At 45.9% G+C, this 26,598-nt stretch carries 14 protein-coding genes and 1 tRNA gene; 14 read left to right on the top strand and 1 reads right to left on the bottom strand.

The window, feature by feature from the left end:
• The first annotated feature begins 206 nt into the window (after positions 1 to 206).
• From J7K63_05445 to J7K63_05380, 14 genes are all read left to right on the top strand, one after another.
• Positions 207 to 2,882, top strand: coding sequence for a TonB-dependent receptor (locus J7K63_05445; GenBank protein ID MCD6234461.1), 2,676 nt, complete (start codon positions 207 to 209; stop codon positions 2,880 to 2,882).
• Positions 2,879 to 4,030, top strand: coding sequence for a DUF4876 domain-containing protein (locus J7K63_05440; GenBank protein ID MCD6234460.1), 1,152 nt, complete (start codon positions 2,879 to 2,881; stop codon positions 4,028 to 4,030). Before J7K63_05445 ends, J7K63_05440 begins: the two co-directional genes overlap by 4 nt.
• Positions 4,027 to 5,523 carry a hypothetical protein gene (locus J7K63_05435; protein MCD6234459.1) on the top strand — a complete coding sequence of 499 codons (1,497 nt, stop codon included), beginning with the start codon at positions 4,027 to 4,029 and terminating at the stop codon, positions 5,521 to 5,523. The genes J7K63_05440 and J7K63_05435 overlap by 4 nt, the downstream gene beginning before the upstream one ends.
• A 16-nt stretch (positions 5,524 to 5,539) precedes the next feature.
• Positions 5,540 to 7,786, top strand: coding sequence for a HEAT repeat domain-containing protein (locus J7K63_05430; GenBank protein ID MCD6234458.1), 2,247 nt, complete (start codon positions 5,540 to 5,542; stop codon positions 7,784 to 7,786).
• An 88-nt stretch (positions 7,787 to 7,874) separates the two neighbouring features.
• Positions 7,875 to 10,718, top strand: coding sequence for an insulinase family protein (locus tag J7K63_05425; protein ID MCD6234457.1), 2,844 nt, complete (start codon positions 7,875 to 7,877; stop codon positions 10,716 to 10,718).
• Positions 10,719 to 11,028: 310 nt separating this feature from the next.
• Positions 11,029 to 11,916 (top strand): ABC transporter ATP-binding protein, encoded by an 888-nt coding sequence (locus J7K63_05420; protein MCD6234456.1) that lies wholly within the window; start codon positions 11,029 to 11,031, stop codon positions 11,914 to 11,916.
• 8 nt (positions 11,917 to 11,924) lie between these two features.
• Entirely contained in the window at positions 11,925 to 12,596 is a 672-nt protein-coding gene (locus J7K63_05415; GenBank protein ID MCD6234455.1) for a hypothetical protein, read from the top strand.
• Positions 12,593 to 13,852: a DUF4857 domain-containing protein gene (locus J7K63_05410; GenBank protein ID MCD6234454.1), complete on the top strand. Its 1,260-nt coding sequence runs from the start codon at positions 12,593 to 12,595 to the stop codon at positions 13,850 to 13,852. The genes J7K63_05415 and J7K63_05410 overlap by 4 nt, the downstream gene beginning before the upstream one ends.
• Positions 13,849 to 16,398, top strand: coding sequence for a TonB-dependent receptor (locus J7K63_05405; protein ID MCD6234453.1), 2,550 nt, complete (start codon positions 13,849 to 13,851; stop codon positions 16,396 to 16,398). Before J7K63_05410 ends, J7K63_05405 begins: the two co-directional genes overlap by 4 nt.
• Entirely contained in the window at positions 16,392 to 17,513 is a 1,122-nt protein-coding gene (locus J7K63_05400; protein MCD6234452.1) for a DUF4876 domain-containing protein, read from the top strand. Before J7K63_05405 ends, J7K63_05400 begins: the two co-directional genes overlap by 7 nt.
• Positions 17,506 to 18,918, top strand: a complete 1,413-nt coding sequence (locus J7K63_05395) for a hypothetical protein (protein MCD6234451.1) — start codon at positions 17,506 to 17,508, stop codon at positions 18,916 to 18,918. The genes J7K63_05400 and J7K63_05395 overlap by 8 nt, the downstream gene beginning before the upstream one ends.
• A gap of 40 nt (positions 18,919 to 18,958) precedes the next feature.
• Entirely contained in the window at positions 18,959 to 21,574 is a 2,616-nt protein-coding gene (locus J7K63_05390; GenBank protein ID MCD6234450.1) for a lamin tail domain-containing protein, read from the top strand.
• Positions 21,575 to 21,646: 72 nt separating this feature from the next.
• Complete coding sequence (locus J7K63_05385) at positions 21,647 to 23,578, top strand: 4Fe-4S binding protein (GenBank protein ID MCD6234449.1); 1,932 nt, start codon at positions 21,647 to 21,649, stop codon at positions 23,576 to 23,578.
• 146 nt (positions 23,579 to 23,724) lie between these two features.
• A tRNA-Asp gene (locus J7K63_05380) sits at positions 23,725 to 23,798 on the top strand.
• Positions 23,799 to 23,986: 188 nt separating this feature from the next.
• Here J7K63_05380 and J7K63_05375 read toward each other — a convergent pair.
• The gene (locus J7K63_05375) at positions 23,987 to 26,116 is read right to left on the bottom strand and encodes a S46 family peptidase (GenBank protein MCD6234448.1); all 2,130 of its coding nucleotides are present in this window, start codon (positions 26,114 to 26,116) and stop codon (positions 23,987 to 23,989) included.
• Positions 26,117 to 26,598 lie beyond the last annotated feature (482 nt).

Here is a 26,598-nt window from a genome sequence, read left to right as displayed (position 1 = left end):
TAAGTACAAAATGATCATCGGTTTGTTGCTGGTTTTCCATAAAATAATTCAAAAAAATCATGGTTTTACTTTATAACTATTATCTTATGCTGTAAATTTTAATCCTGACGGTTTTTTAAATACCGTCAATTGCTTGTTTGATAACCTCCATATTAAAGTATAGCGGTCCAACCGCCAATAAAAAGGAAAGGCTATCCTCAGGAATCATGAGAGTCTTCCGGAAAATCATACTCACGACTTTTTGCATGGCATCTCTTTTGATGGGAGCTGATACGGGTTTGTTGCGGGGAACGGTTCTTGATGAAAAGGGCAGCCCGCTTCAGGCGGCCAATGTCATGATACCCGGTCAGAAAACGGGCTGCAGTACGGACGAAAATGGATATTTCAGTATCCGTCTAAAAGCAGGAAATGTCCCTTTTACCGTATCCTACATGGGGTATAAAACCTACTCCGATACGATTACGATCCCTCCGGAAGGTTCCAGAAATGTTACCGTTCAAATGGTTCTGGATTATTTCAAAATCGGCGATGTTGTGGTTCTGGCCGAACGGGAACTGCTCCCGGATGCCGTGGAAACCAGCACGCGGATCAACAGCGGTGAAATTGAACACCTGCAGGCTTCCAGCCTTGGGGATGTGATGCTCCTGGTGCCCGGGCAACGTTTTGAAAATCCCGGTATGGCAGAAAAGAAGCAGGTTTCTATCCGAAATAATGTGACGGACAGTGATGCGGAATCGAATGAACTGTTCGGTACACAAATCATTATTGATAATATTCCTCTGTCCAACAATGCCAATTTACAGCTGGATACTAAAACAACCACAAGCAGCGGCGATGTGCTGGCAACTGCCAACTCCGGTCTGGATATGAGACAAATTCCCGCCGATAACCTGGAAAAGGTTGAAGTTATCCGCGGGATCCCCTCTGTGAAATACGGTGACCTCACGTCCGGTATCGTGAATGTCAAAACAAAAACCGGTCTTCGGCAACACAGCCTGAAAATCAAATACAATTTCAACAACCAGGAAGCAAATCTGGGAGGCGGTTTTTCTCTTTTCGGACAACAAATCGATTATAATGCCAATTATGCTCACAGTGTGCGCAATATCCGTATCCCGGAAGAAAATTATTCGCGCTTGGCCGGTCAGATCAGCATGACCTCCGTCCTTATGGATAATATCCTCACACTGAAAAACAGACTCTATTATACACGTTCTTTTGATGAACGGGGACTCCGTCCGGATGATCTGTACCAAACGGTGAAATATAACCGGGATTACACACTGCGTTTCAGTAACCAAAGTACCTATCTGCTCTCCACTTTCCAAAAATTGGATTACAATTTTTCCGTCAATATGACCCGGCAGAATTCATACCGGAAACAGCTTATCAGTACGGACCATACCTATATATCGGACAGAATGACCGAAGGATGGCAGGAGGGTATATATGTTCAGAATTATATGTCTGAACTCTCTGTGAAGGGCAGGGCCTGGAATATTTATCAGGATTTAAGTTATAACCAGGAACTCATCCTCAATAAAACAACCCACACCTTTCTTGCAGGTATAACCTGGCGTCTGGAATTTAATGATGGTGAAGGAAGGATCTACGATCCCCTGAAACCGCCGACAGTAAACAGCAATAAACGGGAGCGCCCCCGGCCCTATGACGATATCCCCGGCCTTTCCACAACCAGTTTTTATGCCGAAGACAAGATTGAAGGCCGGTTTCTCGTAAATTATCAATTGAATCTGGGGGTTCGTTATGATATGTATGGCAAAAATCGCTTTGCCGGGACGGATCACGGCTCCGGCCTGAGTCCGAGAATTAACCTCATGCTCTCCCCCTTCCGGGATACCCGTTTCCGCATTGGCTACGGACGGACCTCCAAAAGTCCCTCCCTCGGCATGCTTTACCCCAATCCCATCTACTTTGATGTGGATGATATCAATGATATTCTCAACGACCGGGTTATTGTATCCACCTATATATACAACCTGGAAAATCCGAATCTGAAAGCGTCCGTACAAAATAAGATTGAAGCCAGCATTGACCAGAAAATCGGGAATTTCGGCATTTCCCTGACAGCCTTCAGCAATGTGACGGACCAGGGCTTTGCAACCACATTGACCCGGCCGATCTTTGAATATAAATATGACCGGGATGATCCCGCCATGCCGGTGAGGGATTCTGTTTTTACCACCTATTCCGTTTGGGAAAACAGCCTGACCACCTATTCCCGGGGAATTGAAGCCAGTATACAATCCAGACCCCTGGCCCCCCTGAACATGCAGTTCCGGCTGGAAGGATCTTATATCTATACGACCAGCGAAAAAGAAAATGCCTATGATTATGCCACCTCCTATCGCTATGATCCCACCCTGGATGAACGGATCAAACCCTATTGGAAACCCATCACCATGGAAGCGGATAAATTTCTGATTAACTACATCCTGGATTTCAGGCTCAAGGATCTGGGCGCCTGGGCGACTCTTTCCGCACAGCAGGTAGTGTTTGACAGGGATCGCTTCCTGGGGCTGGAGGATTCCCTGGCAGTGGGGTATCTTACCCCCGGCGGGAACAGGGTGCTCCTCACGGAAGAAGAAGGATCTGCCTTTGTCCGGTCACAACCGGCATATAATTTCAGAACTGAAAATATTCAAAATATCTGGGTCTTTAACTTCAGGGCGACAAAAGGACTCGGCGACAATGCCCGGCTCAGCTTTTTTGTGAATAATTTCTTTAATTCCCACCCCCTGTACCGGCGAAAGCGGACTCCTGTTGAATCCTACCTGAAACAAAATCCGGACCTCTATTTCGGCCTTGAACTGAGTGTCCAGATGAATCCTCTGTTCTCACTCGGGGAGGGTAAAGAATGAAAAAGTATACCCTTTTGTTCAGCATGCTGTTCCTTTTTACCTGGGCTTGTGTGGATGTCCCCGAATCCCCCCATTCAGCCCATTTTAACCTGAAAATTCAGTTGCAGGATACCACGGTTTTCAGTACCGGTTCCTTTAATAGTACGGAAGGGGCTACCGTAACCCTCCTCTCACTGACTGATGGAAACAAGTTTACAGCCGTCACCGATTCGCAGGGAGTGGTTCTTTTCAATGCTATCCTTCCTGACCGTTACAGCATCTCTGTCTCCCGCCCCTTGAAAACGGAAGAAATCTGGGAAGTTCTGAACCGGAACGAAATGTGGACCCTGAATGGGGATTCTTCCAACGTGATCCTTTTTGCCGAGCCCGGAGAAACCCTTACGTTAACCGTTCCCCTTGCACGGTCCCGCTCCGGAAGCCTGGTGATTTCTGAAATTTATTACAGCGGGTCTAAACCCGACCCCATCCCCAATTACTTTCATGACCAATTTCTGGAAATTTACAATAACTCCGAAACCATTCAGTATCTGGACAGCCTCATCATTTGCGATACGGATTATGGTTTTGCCGATGATCAATACCTTCATGCCATCCATGCCTATATGTTTCCTGGGACAGGGACCGATTATCCTCTGGAGCCCGGCGAGGCTGTGATTATTGCCCAGGATGCCATTAATCACGCCCAATACAATAAGAGTTCCATCGATCTTACGGACGCAGATTTTGAATACTATGTGAAAGACCAGGGAGATGTGAACAACCCCAATGCTGTAGATATGATCCAGGTTCATCATAAGTACGGTATTGATTTTCTCTATTCCGTTTTTAATGATGCGATTCTTCTTGTAAAAGTCAAAGATCCCTATCAATACGGTTATGACAATTTTGAGCGCCTGTTGATTCCCGTGACCAGTGTGATTGACGGGGTAGATTATCGGGAGAACACTTCCCTTATGGATAAAAAGCGGCTGAGTCCTGCCATCGATGCAGGACTTACAGGTGGCATGCCGGCCTATACAACCCAGTCTGTTTCCCGGATTGTGGATACGGTCGCCGTGGATGGACGGGTCATCCTGAAAGACAGCAACAACAGCAGTTTTGATTTCATTATCAGCCAATCGCTCACCCCAGGGGAGGTGCCCCAATGATGAGACGATGGGTGTGGACGGTTTTATGCCTCTTCATGGGCATGACAACGGGACTTCCCGGTGCTTCTCCAGTGGAATATTTTAAAGGATCCCCCGTTATTCATGCCACATACATGGAATTTGCCAATCCGGCATCCCTTGTTGCACCGGCCCCGAACGGTTCATGGTATCGTTATGGATTTAACAATATATCCGGCTCCATTCACCACCCTTTTGAATCCGGGGCAGCAACATACCACACCCTTACAGCGGCGGGATATAAAACCCTGACAAACAAAACACTCTTTTCCGGAACCTTTTCTTACAGGGAAAACCGGGAATATGACCGGCTTTTTCGTCACAACAGCACTCTCAACGGACAGATACCGGTCTATCTGGCCGATTCCACAGCCGGCGACTGGCACATGAGCGGAATTCAATGGACCCTGGATGTGCAACAACCCCTGTCTGAATCACTATCCGGAGGACTGGGCCTGACATATCTGGTGGATGAACACATCAAGCAGAATTTTCCCAAACCCGGTGTGAAACGAAACGGTTATGAACTGACATCCGGCATTCTCTATCGTTCCGGAAGGCAGGCCATGAGTCTTTCCGCTGCCCTGTTTGAGTTCAAGGAAGAGATTGAAACAGTAAAATACAGCCTTGAACAAAATCTCACCCCCGTTTTTATGCTTTTTCGCGGTTTCAATCATCCCGTCTATTACCGGGGGCAAACCAGTTATGAACGGCTCCAGACGCGCCAGGGATTTTCCGTATCCGCAGGCATTGAAACCACACTTCCGGCCAGGACAACTCTGAAGGGAGAAGTAACGGCGGAATGGAGCCGGGGCGAAGCAGAAGACGAAGGTACCGATGCCATTCCACAAGGATCCTGGACCACCCGTCGGATTAACTGGGATATTTCTGCCCAAACAAGCCGGGAATCCTTCATCTCTCCTGTTCTGACTGCAGAAGGACAAACTGTGACGTCTGAGGCAACACATCCCGATTTTCCCCTGACGCTGTATAAAGGAACCCTGACGGAAATGTCCGCCTTTGCCGGAATAACTCTTGGTAAGGCCTCATATCTCACCGCCGGTGTGTGTATGGAAGGTTTTGAAACATGGCGTGAGGATTCTTTTCACGGAAGAGGCATTTACGGGAAACAGGTTATGGCCGGACCGAAACTCCAGGCGCATACGGATCCGGAGGCCAATCTGTCATCACGTTTTTATGTGGCGGTTTTGAAGGAAATTTCCGGGGAATCCCTTTTGAAGCAGACTTTTTACAGCATTCCCCCGGCTTTTCTGGAGGATGAAAGATGGGCCATGACAGCCGGTAACACGCTCCTGAAAGCCGGTTCATCCATCGATGTAGAGATTCTTTCACGCCTTAACGCCCGCCTGGATGCATCCTATGCCTGGTTGGCGGAGATGGATGATCTCCGCATCGTAAATGCCCGGCGGGATCAATTTCTTTTGAATATTACACTCATTCCCAAGTATGAATAAAAGGAGAATCTTCTTTATGAAGCGTATGATGACAACCCTTGCGTTGCTGTTCATCTTCTTATCCGGATGTACTCACACAATGGTACAAACAGGCAAACTGGCACCTGAAACCGGTGAAAAACCCGGCATTCTGGTGTTTATCGATGATAAAACTCATGAGCATGTCCGCGAGGAACTGACGGCCTATCTGGAAGCCCTCCGGTATGACGGGATGAAACCCACACTTTTCAGCAAGTCCTGGGAGAACCCCGGTGAAATCAAAGACAGTATCATTGCCATGATTGATAAGAATCCTGCAACAGAAGGCGCCGTTTTTGTGGGGGATATCCCCATTCCCATGATCCGGGATGCCCAGCATCTTACTTCAGCTTTTAAAATGGATCCGGTGAGGTTTAAGGACATGCAGCGCTCATCCATCGCCTCCGACCGTTTTTACGATGATCCGGATCTGCGTTTTGATTTTATCAGCCAGGATACCAGTGATTCCCGCCTCTTTTATTACTCCCTGCGGCCCGATTCCCCCCAGCGGATCGAAAAGGATATCTACAGCGGACGGATTATATCCCCCCGCCATTCTGATGAAAAATATGAGGATATCGCTGCTTATCTGAAAAAAGCGGCTGAGGCGAAATATGAATCCAATGCCCTTGATCATGCGATTACATTTGCCGGACACGGATATCATAGTGAGTCCCTTAGTGCTTGGGAAGACCAGCTTAACATGCTGAAGGAACAGTTTCCCCAACTCTACCTGCCGGGTGCTTATCTGAAAAATTACTATCACACCATGAGCCAGGATTTAAAATCCATCCTTCTGGATGAATTGCAGCATCCTGATTTGGATCTGGCTGTTTTCCACTGTCATGGCGGATATGATACGCAATATCTTCTCGGACTTGAAACACCCCGGAATCCCGCCATGGCGGCAGAGTATATTAAACGTCATTTCAGAAGCAAAGTCCGCACTGCCCGGGAACGCTATGGTGAAGAAAGGGCTGAAGAGTCCCGGAAATATTATCAGGACGCGTATCATGTGAAGGATGAATGGTTTGAAGGTCTCTACGACCCGGAATCCATTCGGGAAGATTCCCTGTATTACGCGGCGATGGATATCTACAGTTCCGATATCTTAAAAACGGATCCGATGGCGCGAATGGTGGTTTTTGACGAATGTTTTAACGGACAGTTTTTTAAGGAAAATTATATTTCCGGTACTTATATCATGGAAGAAGGGGCAACGTTGGTGGGGGTTGCCAACACGGTCAATGTGAAACAGGATATCTGGCCCAATGAACTGATCGGCATGATATCCCGGGGGGCGCGAGTCGGCCAGTGGCATCAGTTCAACACGTATCTTGAAAACCATGTGATCGGAGATCCCACCTTTCATTTTTCCAACCAAAGCCGGGAAACGGTATGGTGGGATTGGCTTCTTGCCTATCATAAAGACGATGTGAAAATCTGGGAACAACTGCTCGAATCCGAAGATCTGACGCTTCGGGGACTGGCTGTCCGGAAGGTGTTTGAACTGGAAGGCAAGGCAGGGAAGGACTTTCTGGTGCGAACCTTCCTCGAAGATCCGTCGGAAAACGTCCGGCTTCAGGCCCTGAAATGCCTGGCAATCCTCCGTACGCCTGAATTTTATGATCTTCTGGAAAAAGCGGCGAAGGATCCGTCCGAACTGATTCGCCGTATTTCCATGAATATGATGGGCGCTGCAGGACACGAACGTTATCTGCCGGTTTTGGCCGGCGCCGTGGAATCCGATGTTTCCAAACGGGTCCGCTTTGCCGCCCGGGGAGCCCTGGAAATTATTCTGGCCGATGAACAGGAAACCTGCTATACCTATCGTAATGATATTAAAACCGACAATGAACTGTCACGTATTAATGAGACGATTCAACGTTTGGACCGAAGTTCAAACCACCGCCTTTACGACGATTTACTTAAGTCCCTTGAAGATACAACACTCACAGATAAAGAGAAAAACAGGCAGATCCGGATTTTTAGAAACTACCAGTTTCCCGAAGCCATTTCCGTCCTGCTGAAATATGGAGCATCACCTCAAGAAAGTGAATATATCCGGACTGTTGCACTGGAAGCTCTGGGATGGTATCATCTGAATCCGGATGCCCCCGGGCTTGCCGAAGGAGCACTTTTAAAAATAGTTGCCGATCCCAAAACGCCGAAGGCCGTCCGGAAAGAAGCCCTGAAAAGCTATAACCGCCTGAAAGAAGGCGCCAACAATCCCATTACACCCTGAGGCAACCGTCAACCGTGAGAAGAGTATACCCTCGGGATATTGAAACGAAATGCGCTCAATGGGACATAATATAAAGATGAGGAGACAGATGAAGCATAAACACATAGCATGGATCTTAATACTTGTCACCGCAGGAATCATGTTTTCCTGTGCCGATAAATCCGTGGTCAGCAAACCGGAGCAGATTCCCCTTGAGGCTCAAATCCCCGTGGATTCAAAAATATTAAAGGGGAAACTTGATAATGGCATGACATACTATATACGGGAGAATGGAGAACCGGAAAACAGGGCGGAATTGCGTTTGGCTGTCAATGCCGGTGCCATTCTGGAAGACGATTCCCAGAAAGGGTTTGCCCATTTGCTGGAACATCTTCACTTCAACGGAATGGCCGATTATCCTCACAACTCCCTGATTGATACCCTGGAGCGTATTGGCGTCCGGTTTGGGTATGATTTAAATGCCTATACCGGTTTTGATGAAACGATTTATATCCTTGAGGTCCCGACGGATTCGCTGCCCCTGTTGAAAATGGGAGTTAATATCCTTGAAAACTGGGCCTATAAACTTCTGTTTGATTCTCTCGAAGTGGAAAAAGAAAAAGGTGTAGTCATAGAAGAGTTCCGGTCCGGCCGTTCAGCCAGGGCTCGGATGTTTGACGAACATATCAAGGTTCTGTTCAGGGGATCCAAATATGCAGACAGGCTGACCATCGGTGATACCCTTGTCATCCGAAAAGCCCCGCACTCAGAAATTAAACGCTATTATCATGAGTGGTACCGTCCGGATCTTATGGCGGTGATTGCTGTCGGAGATTTTAAGGCCGACTCGATGCTGACGTGGATCCGTGATACTTTTGAACCTTTTGAAGGACCGGAAAACCCCCGTGAACGGGAACTATTTCAAGTCCCCGATAACGAAGAGCCCCTTTATTCCATTTGTACCGATAAAGAAGCCACAGCAGAGCGGGCGAGCATTTATTATAAAAAGATACCACAAGTAAATAAAACTGCCGCCGATTACCGGCAAACGCTTCTTGAGAATCTTTATTTCCGCATGTTGAATGCCCGGCTGGCCGAAATCAACCGGGAACCTGACGCACCCTTTGTCCGGGCCAGTTGCGGCAAAGGCAGTTATGTGCGGACCGTGGACGTCTTCGGACTGAATGTCATTGCCAAACCCGGACGTCTTATGGAAAGTATTGAAACCATTCTGACTGAAGCAGAACGGGCCAGGCGGCACGGATTTCTGGAATCAGAACTGGAACGAGCCAAAAAACAACTCCTGACCGGTTACAAACGCAGTTATACCGAACGTGAAAACCGGGAATCGGAATCCATCGCTGCAGAGTATATCCGGAATTTCCTCAGCGGTGAAAGCATTCCGGGAATTGAATGGGAATATAAGCTGGCACAGCAGGAAATACCCGGCATTCGCCTGGAGGAAGTCATGGCTGTATCTGAAGGTCTTATGACTGACGAAAACCGCATTGTACTGGTGGAAATGCCTGAAAAAGAAGGATTGCCTGTTCCTACGGAAGACGATTTGAATGCTATTTTTGAAAAAGTCATCACTATGGAGATTAAACCTTATACGGAAACGGTTCTCACAGAGCCACTGCTTGCAGAACTCCCCGAACCGGGAGAAATTATCCGGGAAAAAGAGTATCCGTCGGTAGGTGTCACGGAATGGACTCTTTCAAACGGGTCAAAAGTGGTATTGAAACCAACAGATTTTAAGGCAGATGAGATTGAATTTGCGGCTGTAAGTCCAGGGGGGTGGAGTCTGGCGCCCACAGAAGACCTGGTCAGTGCCAAGATAGGGGCACAACTCATCCAGCAAAGCGGATTGGGTGCTTACAATGCCACGGACCTCCAGAAGAAACTGGCCGGTAAGAATGTCAGAGTAAACCCCTACATTGCCATTCTCTCTGAAGGGATGCGCGGAAACAGCACGGTTTCCGATTCAAAGACCCTTTTCGAAATGATATATTCCTATTTTGTCCAGCCCCGTGTGGACAGTAGCGCCTTTAACACCCTTGTTGAACAGTACAGGGCACGGCTTTATAATGCTGCCGCAGATCCCGAATCCGTCTATCATGACAGTGTGATGGCGATTATGTATGACCATCATCCCCGCCGGGAGCCCATGTCTCTGGATGATCTGGACAAGATGGATATGCAGGTCGCAGCGGATTTCTATAAAGACAGGTATGCAGATGCCGGCGATTTCACCTTCGTTTTTGTCGGGAGTTTTACCTTGGAGGAGATGCGCCCTCTGGTGGAACAATATCTGGCCACGCTTCCCGCGTTGGATCGGAAGGAAAGCTGGAAAGATGAAGGCGTCCGTTTTGCCGGGGGTCCGGTTGAAAAGGAAATATACCGGGGTGAGGAAGATAAAAGTATCAATTTCATGCTGCTCCACAGTCCTTTTAACTATTCTCCCGCCGAGGAATTTTATATAACAGCGATGAAAGATGTGGTTAAGGCTCGGTTAAGGGAGGTTATCCGTGAAGAAAGCAGCGGGACATACGGAGTGTCTGTCCGGGGAAACATTTCACGGTTTCCCGTGGAAGAAACCTCCGTGCAATTCTATTTTGCCTGCGAACCTGCCCGGGTTGAAGAGTTGACGGATAAGCTCCTGGATGAACTGGAACGGATAAAGGCCGGAGAACTTGATCCCGTGGCGGTGGAAAAAGTCCGGGAAATTGCCCTGCGTCAGCGCGAAAATAACCTGAAGCAGAACAAATACTGGTTGAATGAACTGAAAAATATCTACTTCTATGGAGATGACCCCGACATGCTGTTAGCCATTGACGACTATATCAAAAATCTGTCCAAAGAAGTTGTTGTGGATAAAGCCCGGAAATATCTCGACACAGACGGGTATATCCGGGTGGTTCTGTATCCACAAAAACAAATCCTGAAAAAATGAAAATAACTTACCGGTATGCCGAAAAACTCCTCTCCCGGCGTACCGGTAATTCTCCTGAAAACACAAGATATTGTTTTTGAACAGTTGTGTATATTTATGCACGTATTGTATATTATTAACGCGCAATGTTTTTACTATGTGTGCCCATATTCTGGTTTTGTCTTTATAAAGTACAGGAATTTTGAAAAAAAATTATCATATTGTTGCAAAAATATAAGATTTTCTGAAATTGATGCTTGTCATTTATCGGATAGTTTGCGAAAATTGCTTATGCTGTAAACACTCTAAACACATAACCAAGAGAAAGTGTATGGAATACGCTGTAGAATGTAGAAATCTCACACACTATTACGGAGACAAGAAGGTCTACGAGAACATGAGTTTTAATATTAAGACCGGTTCAATACTGGGACTTCTTGGCAAGAACGGAACGGGTAAAACCACCACCATTAACATTTTGAACGGGTTTCTGGAGCCCAAAGCCGGGGAATGCTTTATCCTGGGCGAAAACTCTCAGTATCTGAGTCCTGAAACCAAATCAAAAGTAGGATTTCTTCTGGAGGGACATATTCAGTATGATTTTATGAATATCTACCAGATCGAGAAATTTTATTCACAGTTTTATCCCCAATGGAAAAAAGAGCCCTATTATGAACTCATGAGCAAGCTTAAAATTACGGAAAAGCAAAAAATATCCACCATGAGTTGCGGACAGCAAAGCCAGGTTGCCTTAGGACTTATTCTGGCACAGGATCCGGATTTGATGATTATGGATGACTTTTCCATGGGGCTTGATCCGGGATACCGGCGTCTTTTTGTCGAATTCCTGGCAGAATACGGCAAAGCTGAAAACAAAACCATTTTTGTCACTTCCCACATTATTCAGGATATGGAACGCCTGATTGATGATGTGGTGATCATGGGATATGAAGGAGTTTTACACTCCTCTTCAATGGATTACTTTATGAACCATTTTCGACAGTATGATTTTCAGGTAAAAAACGGCCCGGTGAATTTGACAAAAGATGATGTCATTACCAATTATGACCGGGTGAAGAATCACGCCTCGGTTTATTCATTCAAATCCCCGGAAGATGTGAAAAAATACCTGAAAGATAAAGGTATTGCCTACGATAATTTCAGGGAAGTCCCCATGACACTGGAAGATGCCTTTATCGGCATAACCGGGAAGTATTAGGAGGAGAGATGATAAAGAACATATTCTATAAAGAATGGTTAAAAATCCGGTGGGCCTATTTGGCCATGGGATTACTTTTTGCGGGAGCCATCATTTATGTATTTGCTTCCGTGGGGCATTCGTATAAATTCTATGAAGCTGCCAGCTATTGGTATAATATCATTTTCAGGGGCGTGAAATTCTATACGACCCTTCGATATCTGCCCCTCCTGGCAGGACTTGTGGTTGCAGCGGTTCAGTTTGTCCCCGAAATTCAGCGTAAACGGATTAAACTGACATTTCACCTTCCTGTGGATGAATACAACGTGTTACTGGTTATGGCCGGGATTGGTTTTGTTTCCCTGCTGGCCATGTTCGGCGTGTATTCCCTGGTTTTTCTGCTGGTCGGATATACCTATTTTCCGGCGGAAATTGTCCACAGTGCGTTTCTCACTACGGTTCCCTGGTATCTTTTGGGATTGACCGCCTATTCTCTGGCTTCGTATGTGATTCTGGAGCCGCTGTGGAAACGGCGCATTTTCTATATTCTTTTTGCCGTGGGATTCGGAAAACTCTTTCTGTATGGATGGTTCTATAATATTTACGACAGGGTTCTGATCGGAATGCTGATTCTGACAATCCTCCTCTCAGTGTCTGTTATTTATTCCGGTCACCGCTTTAAAAAGGGGGTCTTTAAATGATTGTTCGAATCAGTCGCTATACATTAATACTCGTTGCCATTGTGGTTATGGCCATTTACCTTCCCGATTTTTACTGGCTTTTCTTTGACGTGAAAACACCCTCACCTTATGTCTCTTTCTCACCGGTGGATTCCATGTTTTTTATGCACCGCCGGAAAGATAACAAGCTGGTGTTCCTGGATGAAGAAGGGAACATCTATACCCGGGACGAATATGAGGCAAAGCTCCCATTTTTCTACTATATGCAATTGATCTCCGACGGGAGAATGCCCGAATCCATCCACGGTATCAAACTGGATGTGAATGAAATTAAAAAGAACCGGAATATGCACCGGTTAAAACCCTATCAGCTGGATATTCCCCAGATACCTCTTTATCCCCTCCTGGAATCTGAATCCGGCCGTGTGCGGCTCGAATTTCCCGATGAATATTTCCGGATCACCGATGAAGGTATGGAATTTGTCAACAGCATTACCCGGAAAGTGGATAAAGAGATGAGCGCCCTTTTTACACAAGCGCTGAAAGAAAAAGGATTTGAATTTCCGGCCAAAAAGATATTTACAAATCCCACGACCCGGAAGGCTTTTGACGAAGGGTGCTTTGTTGTGGACGCAAAGGATGACCTTTACCATATCAAAAAAGCGAAAGGCCAACCCGTTGTTGCCAATACACATTTTCCGAAGGATATCAAAATTCGTCACATGATGGTCACCGAAAATACCCTTAAGGAGTATTACGGAACCATTATATCTGAGGATGACAGGATTTATTTCTTAACCTATGACGAATATAAGCCTGTAGAATTGCCCACAAAAGGAGCTTATGACAGTGGAAAAGCAATACTCCTTATCACGACCGATCTCTTTTTCCGCCAGGTGACTCTGGATAAGGAAGACGGCATCGATGTTTTCGTAACGGACCGGGATTATAACCTGATCGATGAATATCATGAATCCTGGAAAACCCGGGAAGAATTCCCGCAGGGAAAAATTGCACGGGCGATCTTTCCCTTCTCCATTTCACTGAATGATGGTTCCACAACTTATGTGGGGCTCTATGCGGACTGGCATTTTCCATTGGCCTGGATCGGGAATATCATTGCCCTGCTTATATTTGTCATTTTTCTGAAAAAAGAAAAACGCAAGCTGAAAAAGTCCATACCTGAACTGGTGCTCGTGGCCGTTACCGGGTTATATGGACTCATCGCCTGCATGGTTTACATTTATGTGCCCGTGTGGCACTCGGAAAGGAAATGAAGAAAAGACTTTTACATTTTTGCCTGATACTTTTGATCCTTGTCGCCGGGGCTTCGGCCTCGGTGATCAGGGGTAAAGTCATTTGTCACATGGATAAAGCCGTGATCCCCGAAGCACTGATTGTGCTTGAAGATCCTGAAGACGACAACTTCCAGATGGAAACGATGTCAGATAAAGAAGGCTTTTTCATGTTCCGGGATGTCCCTCCCGGACGGTATAAGCTGGCAGCCCTGAAAGAAGGGTTCTACAATAACAGCCTTTTTGATTTTGATGTTTTACAGGATCAAACGTATGATGTAACAATCCGCCTGATCAATCAAAAAGGGCGCTGGAATTCTGAATACTGTTTTATGATCGGCGGTATCGAAGTGAAGGCCGTGGAAAAGGATGTTATCCAGAGCGAGATGGTGACAACACGCCGTATTGACAGCGGGGAAATTGATCATCTCCAGGCCGATAATCTGGGTGATGTTCTGACCCTTGTTCCCGGTGTGGAAAAATCCCGGCAGATTGGCCTGTCCTCAGATCAAAGCATTGGTATCCGGAAAGTGGCGAGCAGTTATACTACCTTGTCCGGAAACGAGACCTTCGGGACAACAGTGATGGTGGATGGCAACGTAATCAATAACGACGCCATGATTACCGGAATGAGCAGTTCCCTTACTTCCGGTATCGATTTGCGAACCATCCCCGCAGACGATATTGAAAGTGTCGAAGTCATTACCGGTATTCCCTCTGTTGAATACAGCAATTTTGCCGATGGCGTGATTAAGGTTAAAACAAAACGGGGTCAGGTCCGTTCACGGCTGAAAGGTAAATTCAACCCCGATACCAAGGGTGCCAGTTTCAGCAGCGGATTGAAGGTTCCCTTTGGAGGCACGCTGGATTACCATGTAAACTACGCCTACAGCGAACGGAATATCCGGAAAAAGGGCGATGAATATCACCGCTTCTACCTGAGTACGGCTTACTCCGGTGAAGCTTTTGATAAAAAGCTGAATTATGTGCTGAAAGGAAGATATACCCGGTCTTTGGATGATGAAAAACCGACAGATGCCAATAAAGTAGGGCGCCATAGCCATGATTACAGAACAAGCGGCGGACTCATCCTGAAATACAAACCGGATCCACAACTGATGTATTCCAACTATTTCAATGTGGATATGAACCGCAAGAATAACTACCGCAGCCGGTGGGTTAATGATCAGATTGATACGGTTTACGGGTATATTGGTGAGCTCTGGGAAGACGGCAGAGAGTGGGATATAAGCTACAAGCTGCTTCGGGACAAAACGGTCAAACGGAAAAACGGGAATGAAACCGGAACTCTCTTCGGATTGGAATTCAACTATCAGAAAAATACCGGCAGCGGCGTTCATCTGGATTCTATTTACAACTACTATGGTGCTTACAGCACTCGCCGGAGCTACTCGTTTGATGTTTATCCCGGTTTCCCAAAATTCAGTGTGTACGGTGAACGGAACTGGAAATGGACGGTCAATGACCGTTCTGTTGAGATGATGCTCGGCCTGCGTTATGACGCTATCAACGTCCGCGGGCTGGATATAAGCATCGGCAGGGACGATGTTTCTTTTCTGAATGCACGTCAGGGAGAATTTCTAAGCCCGCGTTTCAATACCCGGATCGAACTGGCGGATGGTCTTTTTTGGCGATTTGGTGCAGGACGCAGTGTCAAGTCGATTTCCCTGAGCCATGTATACCGGAATTCAGCCTATGTCCAGACTTTCATTGATTCCCAGTGGGTGGAAGTGGAATATAAACAACAGAACCCGGATTTGAAGTCTTATTATACGGACAAGCTGGAAACCAGTCTGGACTGGAAAGCAACGGACTGGCTTGGACTGACTCTGACAGCCTACTATCAGGAATCGAAGGATCAACCTTCTACGATAGCTTATCCTGTCGGATATGAAATCAACCCCGATACCCTTACCTCTCTCACCTACAGCCTGATGGAAAATGCCGCCTGGAGTAAAGACAGGGGGGTTGAATTTTCCCTGAAAACAAAGCGGGTTAAGAATCTGAAGTTTGTATTCAATGCCACGTATCGCTATTCTCTCCGGGGTAAAGAGGGCCGGTATTACGACAGTTCCGTGGATACCTCATGGGAAGAAATCTGGGTCCCCAATCACGAAACCTGGAAACACAAAATCATCCTCGGCCAGCAAACATCATATATTAATCAGGTTTTGGGCGTATGGTTCACGGTGGATCTGCAGTATATCCCCTTTGATCAAAAAAGAACTGTTTACAAATCGAATTCCATTGAAACAGTCCTCGAAGATCACCCGGTTACTCTCTACCAGGGAATGACATACTGGTATGATGCTGAACGCTGGGAATATGGTGATCATTGGATTGTAAATGCACGATTGAGTAAATCGGTGGGACAAAACACGGAAGTGTCACTGTACGTAAACAATCTCTTTGATGATCCGGGTATATGGATTGATCCCTACCGGGGAAATATTTATAAATTGAATGTGCCCATTTATTACGGACTGGAGGTCAGTACGCAATGGTGAAACATTTTATGAAACTGATCGCCTTTTTATGTGTTGTGGCTTTCCTTCTCTTTTCTTGTATGGAAGTGGATGATAAGCCGCCGGAATATGAGGGAACGCAGCAGAAAAACCTGATGATTCGCCTGGATACAACTTCTCTGGGGAAGTTTTTTAACGGGCAGAGTGCTGTTTTACCGGGAATCCCGGTTGTGTTGACAAACCAGGATTATGAAGGTTTTGTAAGGACCGGATACACCGATGACAGCGGATGGGTCTGTTTCGATAGTCTGCTAAATGGTTATTATATAGCCAGTGTGGGCGTTGATTACCCCTTTGATAATGCCCTTGATACTTCCCGGGTTACGGGACAACAGGAGTTTTACGTTCATGATGAAGTCCCGGTAACCGACACGCTGACAGTACGTGTCAGCGGAAATCCCGGACTCAAGATTAATGAAATATATTACATGGGTCCCCCCAATAAGATTTTTTACTTCTTTGATCAATTTATTGAATTGTATAATGCCTCTTCTGAAACAATCTATCTGGACGGAATGATTGTGTGTCGGATGGGATCCTGTACCATCGGCGCGGATAATGTCACCTATATTTTTCAATTTCCCGGTGAGCCTGTGACAGGTCGTGAATATCCCGTAGAACCCGGAGAATTTGTCGTTTTGGCCCAGGATGCCATGAATCATGTGATCGTTCAGAGGAATGATACGCTTGTGAACAGCATTGATTTATCAGATGCAGACTGGGAATTTGTGAATTCACAGGATTATGCCGACACAGACAATCCGGATGTACCGAACCTCGATAATATCGAAGAGGGACACCGGCGGGATTTTATGATTGCTCTTGGGAATGATGTGGTGCTGATTGCAGACGGCCGGGATATCAATTACGCAGATGGTATCGATATGGAAACAATCATCGATGTCGTGGAATACAGCTCTTCGTCCACGAATGTTAAAGATATTACAGAAGAACTGGATGCCGGGTGGGCCGGTGTGGGAGCCATTAAGTACAGTGGACAATCCATTGAACGTATTGAACCCGGTTTTGATACGGATAACAGTACTATCGATTTTATCATTCTTGATACACCAACCCCCGGATATCACCATGAATAGATTCATCAGACAACTTATGTTCCTGTTATTGATTGCCTTATCTACGGGTTATGGTTATACCAATTCTATCGGTATTTCTGTTCCGGAATCCTGGAATACATTGTGGGATTTTGACAGGCACCCCCTTCATTTTAAAACGTATAACCATTCTGAAGGCATGAATACCGTGATTTACACCGGTTATAAATCACAGAATATCCAAAGATCCTTTGACCCGGAAGCCGTATTTAGTTATGGCGCCATGTTTGAAACATATCGCAAACTGAATGAAAAAACAGCTCTCTATGCGGCAATTGATTTTGGAAACGCCTGGCATAAGCAGCAGTTCCGTTCAATTGAAAAGAATTATTATGCTACCTATATTGGATTTACCGATACGACATCCGGCGATTTCCGGTACAACGGTCCCCTGATTGATTTTTTCTTCTCCAGGGATTTCGGAAAACGGGTCACCTGGGGCCTTGGCATCAATTATGGGGTTGAACGGGGAATCAAAGATGTTTTTACCCGGGCGGAATCCCGTGAGCTGAACAGTGATGTAACAAATTCCCTGCGGATCAGGCCAATATCATCTCTTTCTGTAGACGGGTGGTTCCGACGCTATCACGGGCGGACTGCTCTTGAAGCTGTCAAGGAATACCAGGATGCCCAGGTTCAAACCTGGTTTGGTTATCTGGCTTACCGTATGGAAAACCCCGGTTCCTCTGTTGAGATGGAACATAATAAAGATGGGTATGAACTGGGAACGGGACTGCTACTGGAAAAACAGGACAGTCCGTTTTCTGCCTATCTGGGATTTTCAGTGGGTACCGAAGAGAATGACGCCCGGAAAGGCAAAAAAAGTGTTGCTTCCGAACGGGGATATTGGCAGCGTAATACATCTGAAGGACAGATTTGGCTGAATTATAAACAAGCAAAGGCATCCTGGAGTATTTTCGGCACGGTGATAAATATTGAGGATTGGGGCAAAACCGGGATATACGAAGCACTTTTCTTTGAAACGGATGAATCCCGGTATTTGGGTGGTATCGGATTGGAATTTAGCGGTATAAAGAATACCCGTTTGGATATTATGGCTCGTGCCGGAAAACGTTCGTGGGATTACCGGAATTATCTGAAAGCACAAAACCTTACCCGTGAAGAAAACGAATGGAGAGTCTCTTTTGATTTTGACATTCATCCCTTTCCGGTTGTTTCCTATACCGGAGGCATCAGTGCGGAAAAGGTGCCCCTGCATTTTACCTGGGATATTCCCTCACTGACCTGTTATTTTGTCCAGGCCGGTTTTGAATATCAGTGGGGATTCAATAGAATTTGCCCAACCCTGGTGTGGGGTGTGGAAAATGCAGACGGGTTGGATGATAAAAATACAATCTGGCAAATCCGTCTATCGGTGAAGCGATAACGGACAATGCTTCCGATTAAAATATAACAAGGAGGTAAGAATGCGAAAAGTGTTAACACTTGTAATGGTTCTTCTCTCGGCAACATTTCTCATGGGACAAACCTGGGAAGTTGTCAAAGAACAATCCATTTCCTTTGAACCGGCAGACGTATACTTTCACGATGCCCAGAATGGTGTTCTTGTAGGAGGAGAAGGCGCGATTTATTTAACGACAGACGGTGCGAAGACACTCACACCGGTTATTGCTGCCGATCCGGCCGTTCCGGATCTGGCTGATGTCCATTTTGCAGATGCCAATAACGGTTATGCTGTGGGAGATGATGGCTTGATTTTGAAAACAACGGATGGCGGCAGTAACTGGATTGATGTCTCCGATACCAGTGTGGTTGTTGATCTGGCCGGTGTTGCTGTGATTTCAGATCAGGTTGCCTATGTAGCCGGCGATGATTCAACATTGCTGAAAACGACGGACGGCGGCGCAAACTGGGTCAAAAGCACCTTTAATTTTAACAATGCCGATCTGGACGGTGGTATTGCTTTTTATGATGCGGACCATGGCATAGTTATCGCTGATGCTAATGGAGGTGATGCCTGGTATACGACGGACGGAGGTGCAAATTGGAATTATAGTCCTTTGGCCGGCTATTTCCCTGTAGGAACCACCAGTTCACGTCTGTATGATATTGATGTGGCCGGAACAACCTTCGTTGTCGTGGGATACCATCGGACCACCTTCATTTCCAAGGATAACGGACAAACCTGGACACAAAGCGGGCCCTTTTCTTATGAGTACGACCGGAACATCACGGTTGATGTCATCGACGACAATACCATTTACGTGGGAGGAAACGATGGATGGCTTCTGAAAACAACCGATGCCGGTGCCAATTGGGATACCCTCTATTTCAATACCGGAAATGATGCAGAGATTGTCCACTTTGTCAATGCCGATGAAGGCTTTGTTTTCGGAAATTATTCCCAGTGGATGGCTACCTCAGACGGAGGTGCAACATTTGAACCCATCAATGAATGGCCCTCATCCTCATTTTGGGGACTTGCACTGCCGACAGATACCAAAGTGATGGTTACCGACTGGAGCGGTGGTGACATGACGGTAAGTGAAGATCTGGGACTTACATGGTCTTATCCATCCAACGCGATTACGCAAACCGTTGTCTCTATCTATGAAATTGAATTTGCCGATGAAAACACCGGTTTGCTTGCCGGTAGCAACGGACTGGTTAAAAAAACCACCGATGGCGGACAGACCTTTACCTTTGTCGACAATCCCATGGCTCAGATGTCCCGGAAACACATCAATGCCTTGCGCTATCTGGATGAAAATACTGTTCTGGCTGGGGGATCATCCGGAATAATTATGAAATCCACGGATGGTGGGGATAACTGGGTAGAAATCAGCAGTGAAGGCAGCAGCACAGTGTATGACTTCTGGCCCGTATCTCCCGATCTGACCATTGCGTCTGTCGGAAGCGGCCAAATCCTCTATGCCGATGCTGACCTGGATACCTTTTATCTTGCCCGGGATTATGGAAAGATGTCCATGCGTGCCGTAGAATCCAGAAACGGTGTATTGTTGATTGGTGCTTCATCAGGTGAAATTTACCGGACAACGGATTTCAATGCCCTGGATTCTATGGAAGTCGTTTTTACGGATCCCGACGGGAACGATATCTATGATTTGGAATTTGTTACGGATGACCTGGTGTATGCCGTGGGTCGTCGTGGACGGATCTATAAATCAGAAGATGCCGGAGCGAACTGGGTGCAGGACGTATCCGGAGTGGAAGTCTCTGAGCCCACACTGCAAAAATGCGCATATCGGAACAATGTCCTCTGGGCAGTGGGTCAGAAAGGTGTGATCCTCAAACTGGATATGACACCGGAAGAACCTGTGACAGGTATCGTCATCAATGAAATTCTGGCGAACAATGTTGAAGCCGCCGATGATAATTTCATTGAATTCTACAACACGAATGCCGAAGCCGTTGACATTGGAGGTTTGTATCTCTCAACTGATTCTGAATCTCCTTTGGAATGGCAAATCCCCGATACGGATCCGACAGCAACCACAATTCCCGGCGGGGGATACCTGGTGATGTGGGCCGATAACCTGCCCAATGAAGGTACGCTTCATGCAGGTGTTTTGCTGGATGCTGCCGGCGGATATATCGGACTGGTTCAAAATCTGAATGATACACCCACGATTGTGGATTCATATACCTATGAAGCTCAGTCCCCCGATACAGCTGTTGGCCGCTATCCCGACGGGACAGACACATGGCAGGAAATGCCGGCGACACCCGGTGCCGCCAACGAAGAGTTCCCGCCTGTTTCTGTTGTGAATGAGTTACCGAAAACATTCGCTGTTCATGAGAACTATCCCAATCCCTTCAACCCGGAAACAACCATCCGGTTTGATCTTCCGGAACGGATGAATGTCACGGTGCAAGTCTACAATATTCTGGGTGAACTGGTTAAAACACTGGTAGACAACACGCAGATGCCGGCCGGATATCATAGTATCCGCTGGAACGGGACAAACCAGATGGGTATGTCCGTAGCAAGCGGTATCTACCTCTACCATGTAGAGGCCGGTACACATCAGTCTACACATCGTATGGTACTGCTTAAGTAATCACATATAACTTTCTGAAAGGGGGAGATCTGCATCTCCCCCTTTTTATTGTTTATCTGTATAGGGGTCGTTATGGCGAAGCAATATAACAATCGTTTGAAACAAACGATTCAACTGACAATCCTGGGACTCATTGTTCTTTTCATGCTGATTCCGCTGTTTAAAAAGGATTTTGTCGTAGATTTTGAAGCCTATTGTCCTTTCGGTGGATTGATGACACTGGGCAGTAAGGCCTGGCTTGGGAGTCTGTCCTGTTCCATGAGTGCAACACAACTCTTTATGGGTGTTGCCCTTGTCGTAGGTATCATCCTTTTCGGCAAACTCTTCTGCGGGTATATCTGTCCGATTGGAACGGTAATTGAACACCTGCGGAAACTGGCTGCAAAAATCGGATTGAAAACAATTACCCTGAAGGGATGGCCGGATCGTGCTCTGCGGGTTTTAAAGTATTTTATCCTCTATTTCACGGCTTACTTTTCCATTACATCCAGTGAGCTTTTTTGTAAAAAGTTTGATCCATATTATGGGGTAACGTCCGGTTTTGATGTGGATACAGTCCTTTGGTGGTCATTGAGTGCTCTCTTTATCGTCCTTGTCGTTTCTGTTTTTGTACGCTACTTCTGGTGCAAGTATCTGTGTCCTCTTTCAGCCGTCAGTAACATCGCTGCCAATGTTCTGGTTTCAGCTCCTATTCTTGTGGTATATCTCATACTCCGTTGGGCCGGTGTGGATTTGCATGTGGCCTGGCTTTTGGGGGCATTGGCACTCAGTGGAGCGGCAACGGAAATCTTCCGTTACAAGTTTTTTGGTTTGACTCCCTTCAGGATTAAAGTCAACGAGTCTCAGTGCACAAGCTGTGCCCTTTGCGATCAAAAATGTCCCCAGGGCATTGAAGTCCATAATTATAAAACAGTGGACCATCCGGATTGTACCCTGTGTATGGATTGTGTAAAAACCTGCCCTACAAAGGGCGCCATTCATTTCTGGAAATGGAACAAGACCTGGATTCCCCCGGTCATCATTGCCGTACTCTTTGTCCTGGCTCTCATCTTTGCAAGCAATTATGAAATCGCCACAATCAGCGAGCGCTGGGGAGATTACCGGAATGTAGAAAATGTTCAATCGGTTGAACTTGAAGATCTGCGATCTATCAAGTGTTATGGTAGTGCTAAAAGTTTACAGGGAAAACTGATGCGTAAGCCCGGTATCATCGGCCTGGATGCCTATGCCAGTGAGCACAGGGTAATTATCTTTTATAACGGGGATGTGTTGGATGAGAGTGGTGTGATGAGAGCCGTTTTTTCTCCCAGCAAATATAAAATACATTCTCCCGAACCCTCCATTGATCAGGTGGATATCCTGCAAGTCGGTGTTTATGAACTTTTTGACGGATACGACAACTATGATTTATACCGGATGTTAGCCAAACATAAAGGGGTTTTTGCCTTTAAAACAGAATTTGGCGAACCGGTTATGGTAGATATTTACTTTGATCAGAATCTTGAATCCGTTGACGATATTTTAAAGACGATCAATGGCGGTGAATATATTATGGTGAAAGAGGGAAAAGAAGAGACGGTTTATGTCGAATTTGAAACCGCCGAAGGCGAAAAACTCCTCGATCCTATATCTTTCAGGGATTTTGTCCTGGAATTCTTTCCTGCCGTAAAGCAAACCTTTAACAATTATGAAACATACGAATTGTCGGAGCTGAAAGTTCTGGAAATCGGTTTACCTGAAGCAGAAAACAGTTCCTATAAGCGGAATTTGAGTTATTATATCAGCCATTTATCCGGAAATGACGGGATTGTACGTTTTGAAACTCTGTATACGGACAGACCCATAGCTCATATTTACTTTGATCCGACACAGGTGGACTCTGCGGAAATCGTGGAAATGCTGACATCTCCCACCATGACGGTGTATCTCCGGGATGGTTCGTCCCGGGATTTTGATAATCCCTTCCATCCTGAAGAACCCTTTAAGGTGATCCCGGCACCCTGATTACTGAACAATGATATCCTGGAAAATAAAAAGCCTCCTGCAGGAGGCTTTTTTTGTTTCGGGATTCAGGAAAATTTTAAAAAATGGTGGAAAAACTCATTGACTCCCATTTTAAAAACCGTTAACATTATCCGCTTTTTGGCAACGGAGCTGTAGTTCAACTGGTTAGAGCACCGGCCTGTCACGCCGGAAGTTGCGAGTTCGAGTCTCGTCAGCTCCGCACCCACAGATAAAATTGTTATATATAATCATGAGGAAGGATGGGTCCTCTTTGTTCAGCGGTGCCATGCAAACAGGGTCCGGGAAACCCGGCTGAAGACATATATCATGAAACAGAATCGCCATATCGAGCCGATTGATCATTTTTTCTATCGTCAATAAACTGTTCAGGGAAAAGAGTCTTTTTTTCTATTGAATGATTGTCAGTTCATTCAACAGCTCATCTGCCTTTTCAATATCTGTCAGAATGAGCAACAGGTAGCGGATATCCACCGATATAGCCCGGGTCAGTTCGTTGTCATAAATCCAGTCGCTGGTCATGGCTTCATAATTTCCATCAAAAGCAATTCCTACAATGCGTCCCTTTTTATCCAGGACGGCACTTCCGGAATTCCCGTTGGTAATATCCATGGTATGGAGAAAATTGACAGGGAAATCCTGAAGCCGTTTATCATAAAAAGGTTGATTCCGTTGATTCAGATGAATGGATTTTATGGATTCAGGAACTTTGAATGGGTGTTCACCACGATCCTTTTCCAATACGCCTTTCAGGGTGGTAAAAGGTTCATACCAGATAGCATCAGCCGGTGAATATCCATTGATATGGCCATATGAACAGCGAAGGGTTCCGTTGGCGTCCGGATAAACGGTGTGGTCAAGAAATACTCTCAATGCATCAAAATAGCGTGGCATGAGGACCATTCTCTGGCCGGAGCGTTTTTTACCTTCTTTCCTGAATTCCCGGGCTTGTTTTTCCAGCAAACGCGCAAAAAGAATGAGAGGATCCTGAATTTTACTGAATTCTTCCGGCGTGATATCCAGGATATCTTGCCTGAACTCCGGATCCGTCAACCGGGTTTCGGAGTAGAGATTTTCCACAAATGTCCCTACAGCCTGAGAAACAGATTCTCCTCCTGTCGTGGAAAAAAGTGAATCGATGAAAGGAATCCGCTCTGATGGCGGTGACTTCAAAATTTGTGTAAGATGTTGGTGCAGGAGGATTTTATCCAGTGTTTCGTCATAAGAGGACAAATAATAAGCCATGGAACGCTGTTGTTTATCGTAATCCCTCTGTTGAAACCCCTGTTCCCGTTCCAGATCCGGTTTTTTCTTTTCATTATTCCACCGGACAATATCCGAGGCCACTGCGACAAGACGGGGATCCCTCTGCAAATTGTAAAATTGCTCCCGGGCATGATAGCTTATTTCGTATTCTTTCTGCAGGTCTTCCAGTTGATGTAAAATGTCCCGGTTTTCATCACGATGACTAAGTTTTTCTTCCAAAGCACGTTTTTCTCCGACAACATCCCGGCTTTTTAATCCATCCAGCATTCCCTGATATTTTTTTTTGTAGTTGTTCAGTCCCTTGATTCTGGAGGCAAACTTCAGAGCTTTATCCGGATTTTCGGCGCCCAGGGAATCCATAAGACTTACCAGAAATTCAAAATGACGGATTGCGTCCGGGTATTCCACATTGAGGGTAAATGCGGCTTCCCGGGCGGTCAGATAACGCTGTGTAATTCCGGGATATCCCAGAATCATAGTGAAATCCCCGGGTTTCAAGCCTTTCGCAGAAAGGGGGAAATAGTATGTAGGTTGATAGGGGATATTTTCATCTGAATATTTTGCCGGATTGTTTAAAGAATCGGCATAGATGCGAAAAATGGAAAAATCCCCTGTATGGCGTGGCCACATCCAATTGTCAACATTCCCGCCAAATTCACCAATAGCCCGGGGAGGTGTATAGACAAGACGCACATCATTAAATTCAAGGCGGCGAATTAAATAATAGGATTTTCCATTGTAAAAGGAACGGATCAGAACCTTCTCATGGCCTTTTTCTTCCCGGGCAATGATGCGTTTGATCCGGTAAGTTACAGAATCATATCGTGCGACAGGATCCATATTGTCGGTAAGGCCGTGTAAAATTTCCTGAGTAACATCCTCAAAAGAGGTCGTAATAGAGGCCCGGAAACGGGGGACATGCTTTTCTTTGTCACGGGTGCGGGCAAGGAACCCTTTCTCCAGAATATTATCATCGAGGGTGCTGAGTTGTTGAATCCCGCTGAATGCCACATGATGATTGGTGAGGATGAGTCCCTCCGGCGAGATAAATGAAGCAGAAGCACCGTTCAGGTTCACAATACCCGCTGCAATTTCCGGGTAGCCCGTATCGGCATTCGGCTCGATTCTCAGGCGAAGACCGGCTTTCCGCATTTCTTTCAAGGGCAATTTGTTGGGAAGATACATGCCTTCAACAGCAAACAGATTTTGAATCGTTAAGGTTATAAACAGGCATAATCCAAGGATTCTTTTCATGATTCCTCCGGGATTTCGTTCGTTTCTGAATTTAAAATACATGGAAGGAATTGTTGAAACTTTTCTTAGGGAAAAAAACGGCAATATATACATATAAATATTGCAATATAATCTTGACAATGGTGCAATGAGCGTGTATTTTACCCCCGGAGGGGATTAAATATAGGATCTTTCCTATAATATGATAAAATTATTTATAAATATACAAAGCGAATTATTCAAATCGGGTTTTCAAAAGAGTATCTGTTTCAGAGGTGTGATTTTCCAGATTCAACTTCAGGATTTTCTTTTCTATAAAAGCTGATGATATTGATGTGTTGAATAACATAATCAGCAAACTAATCAGCATCATCATGCCATCCCGGCGGGATCCGGAGAAGCGGTATTAAAAGGGGGTGGAAGACGGTTTTCAGAGGTTTTCGGACATTGAGACGTTGATACGTTAAGATGTTCAGGCTCACTTCGTTTGCTGTTGAAGTGTT

It is taken from the genome of Candidatus Neomarinimicrobiota bacterium (assembly GCA_021157965.1).
Lineage (GTDB): Bacteria > Fidelibacterota > Fidelibacteria > Fidelibacterales > Fidelibacteraceae > Fidelibacter.
This window is presented reverse-complemented; position numbering and strand designations above follow the sequence as displayed.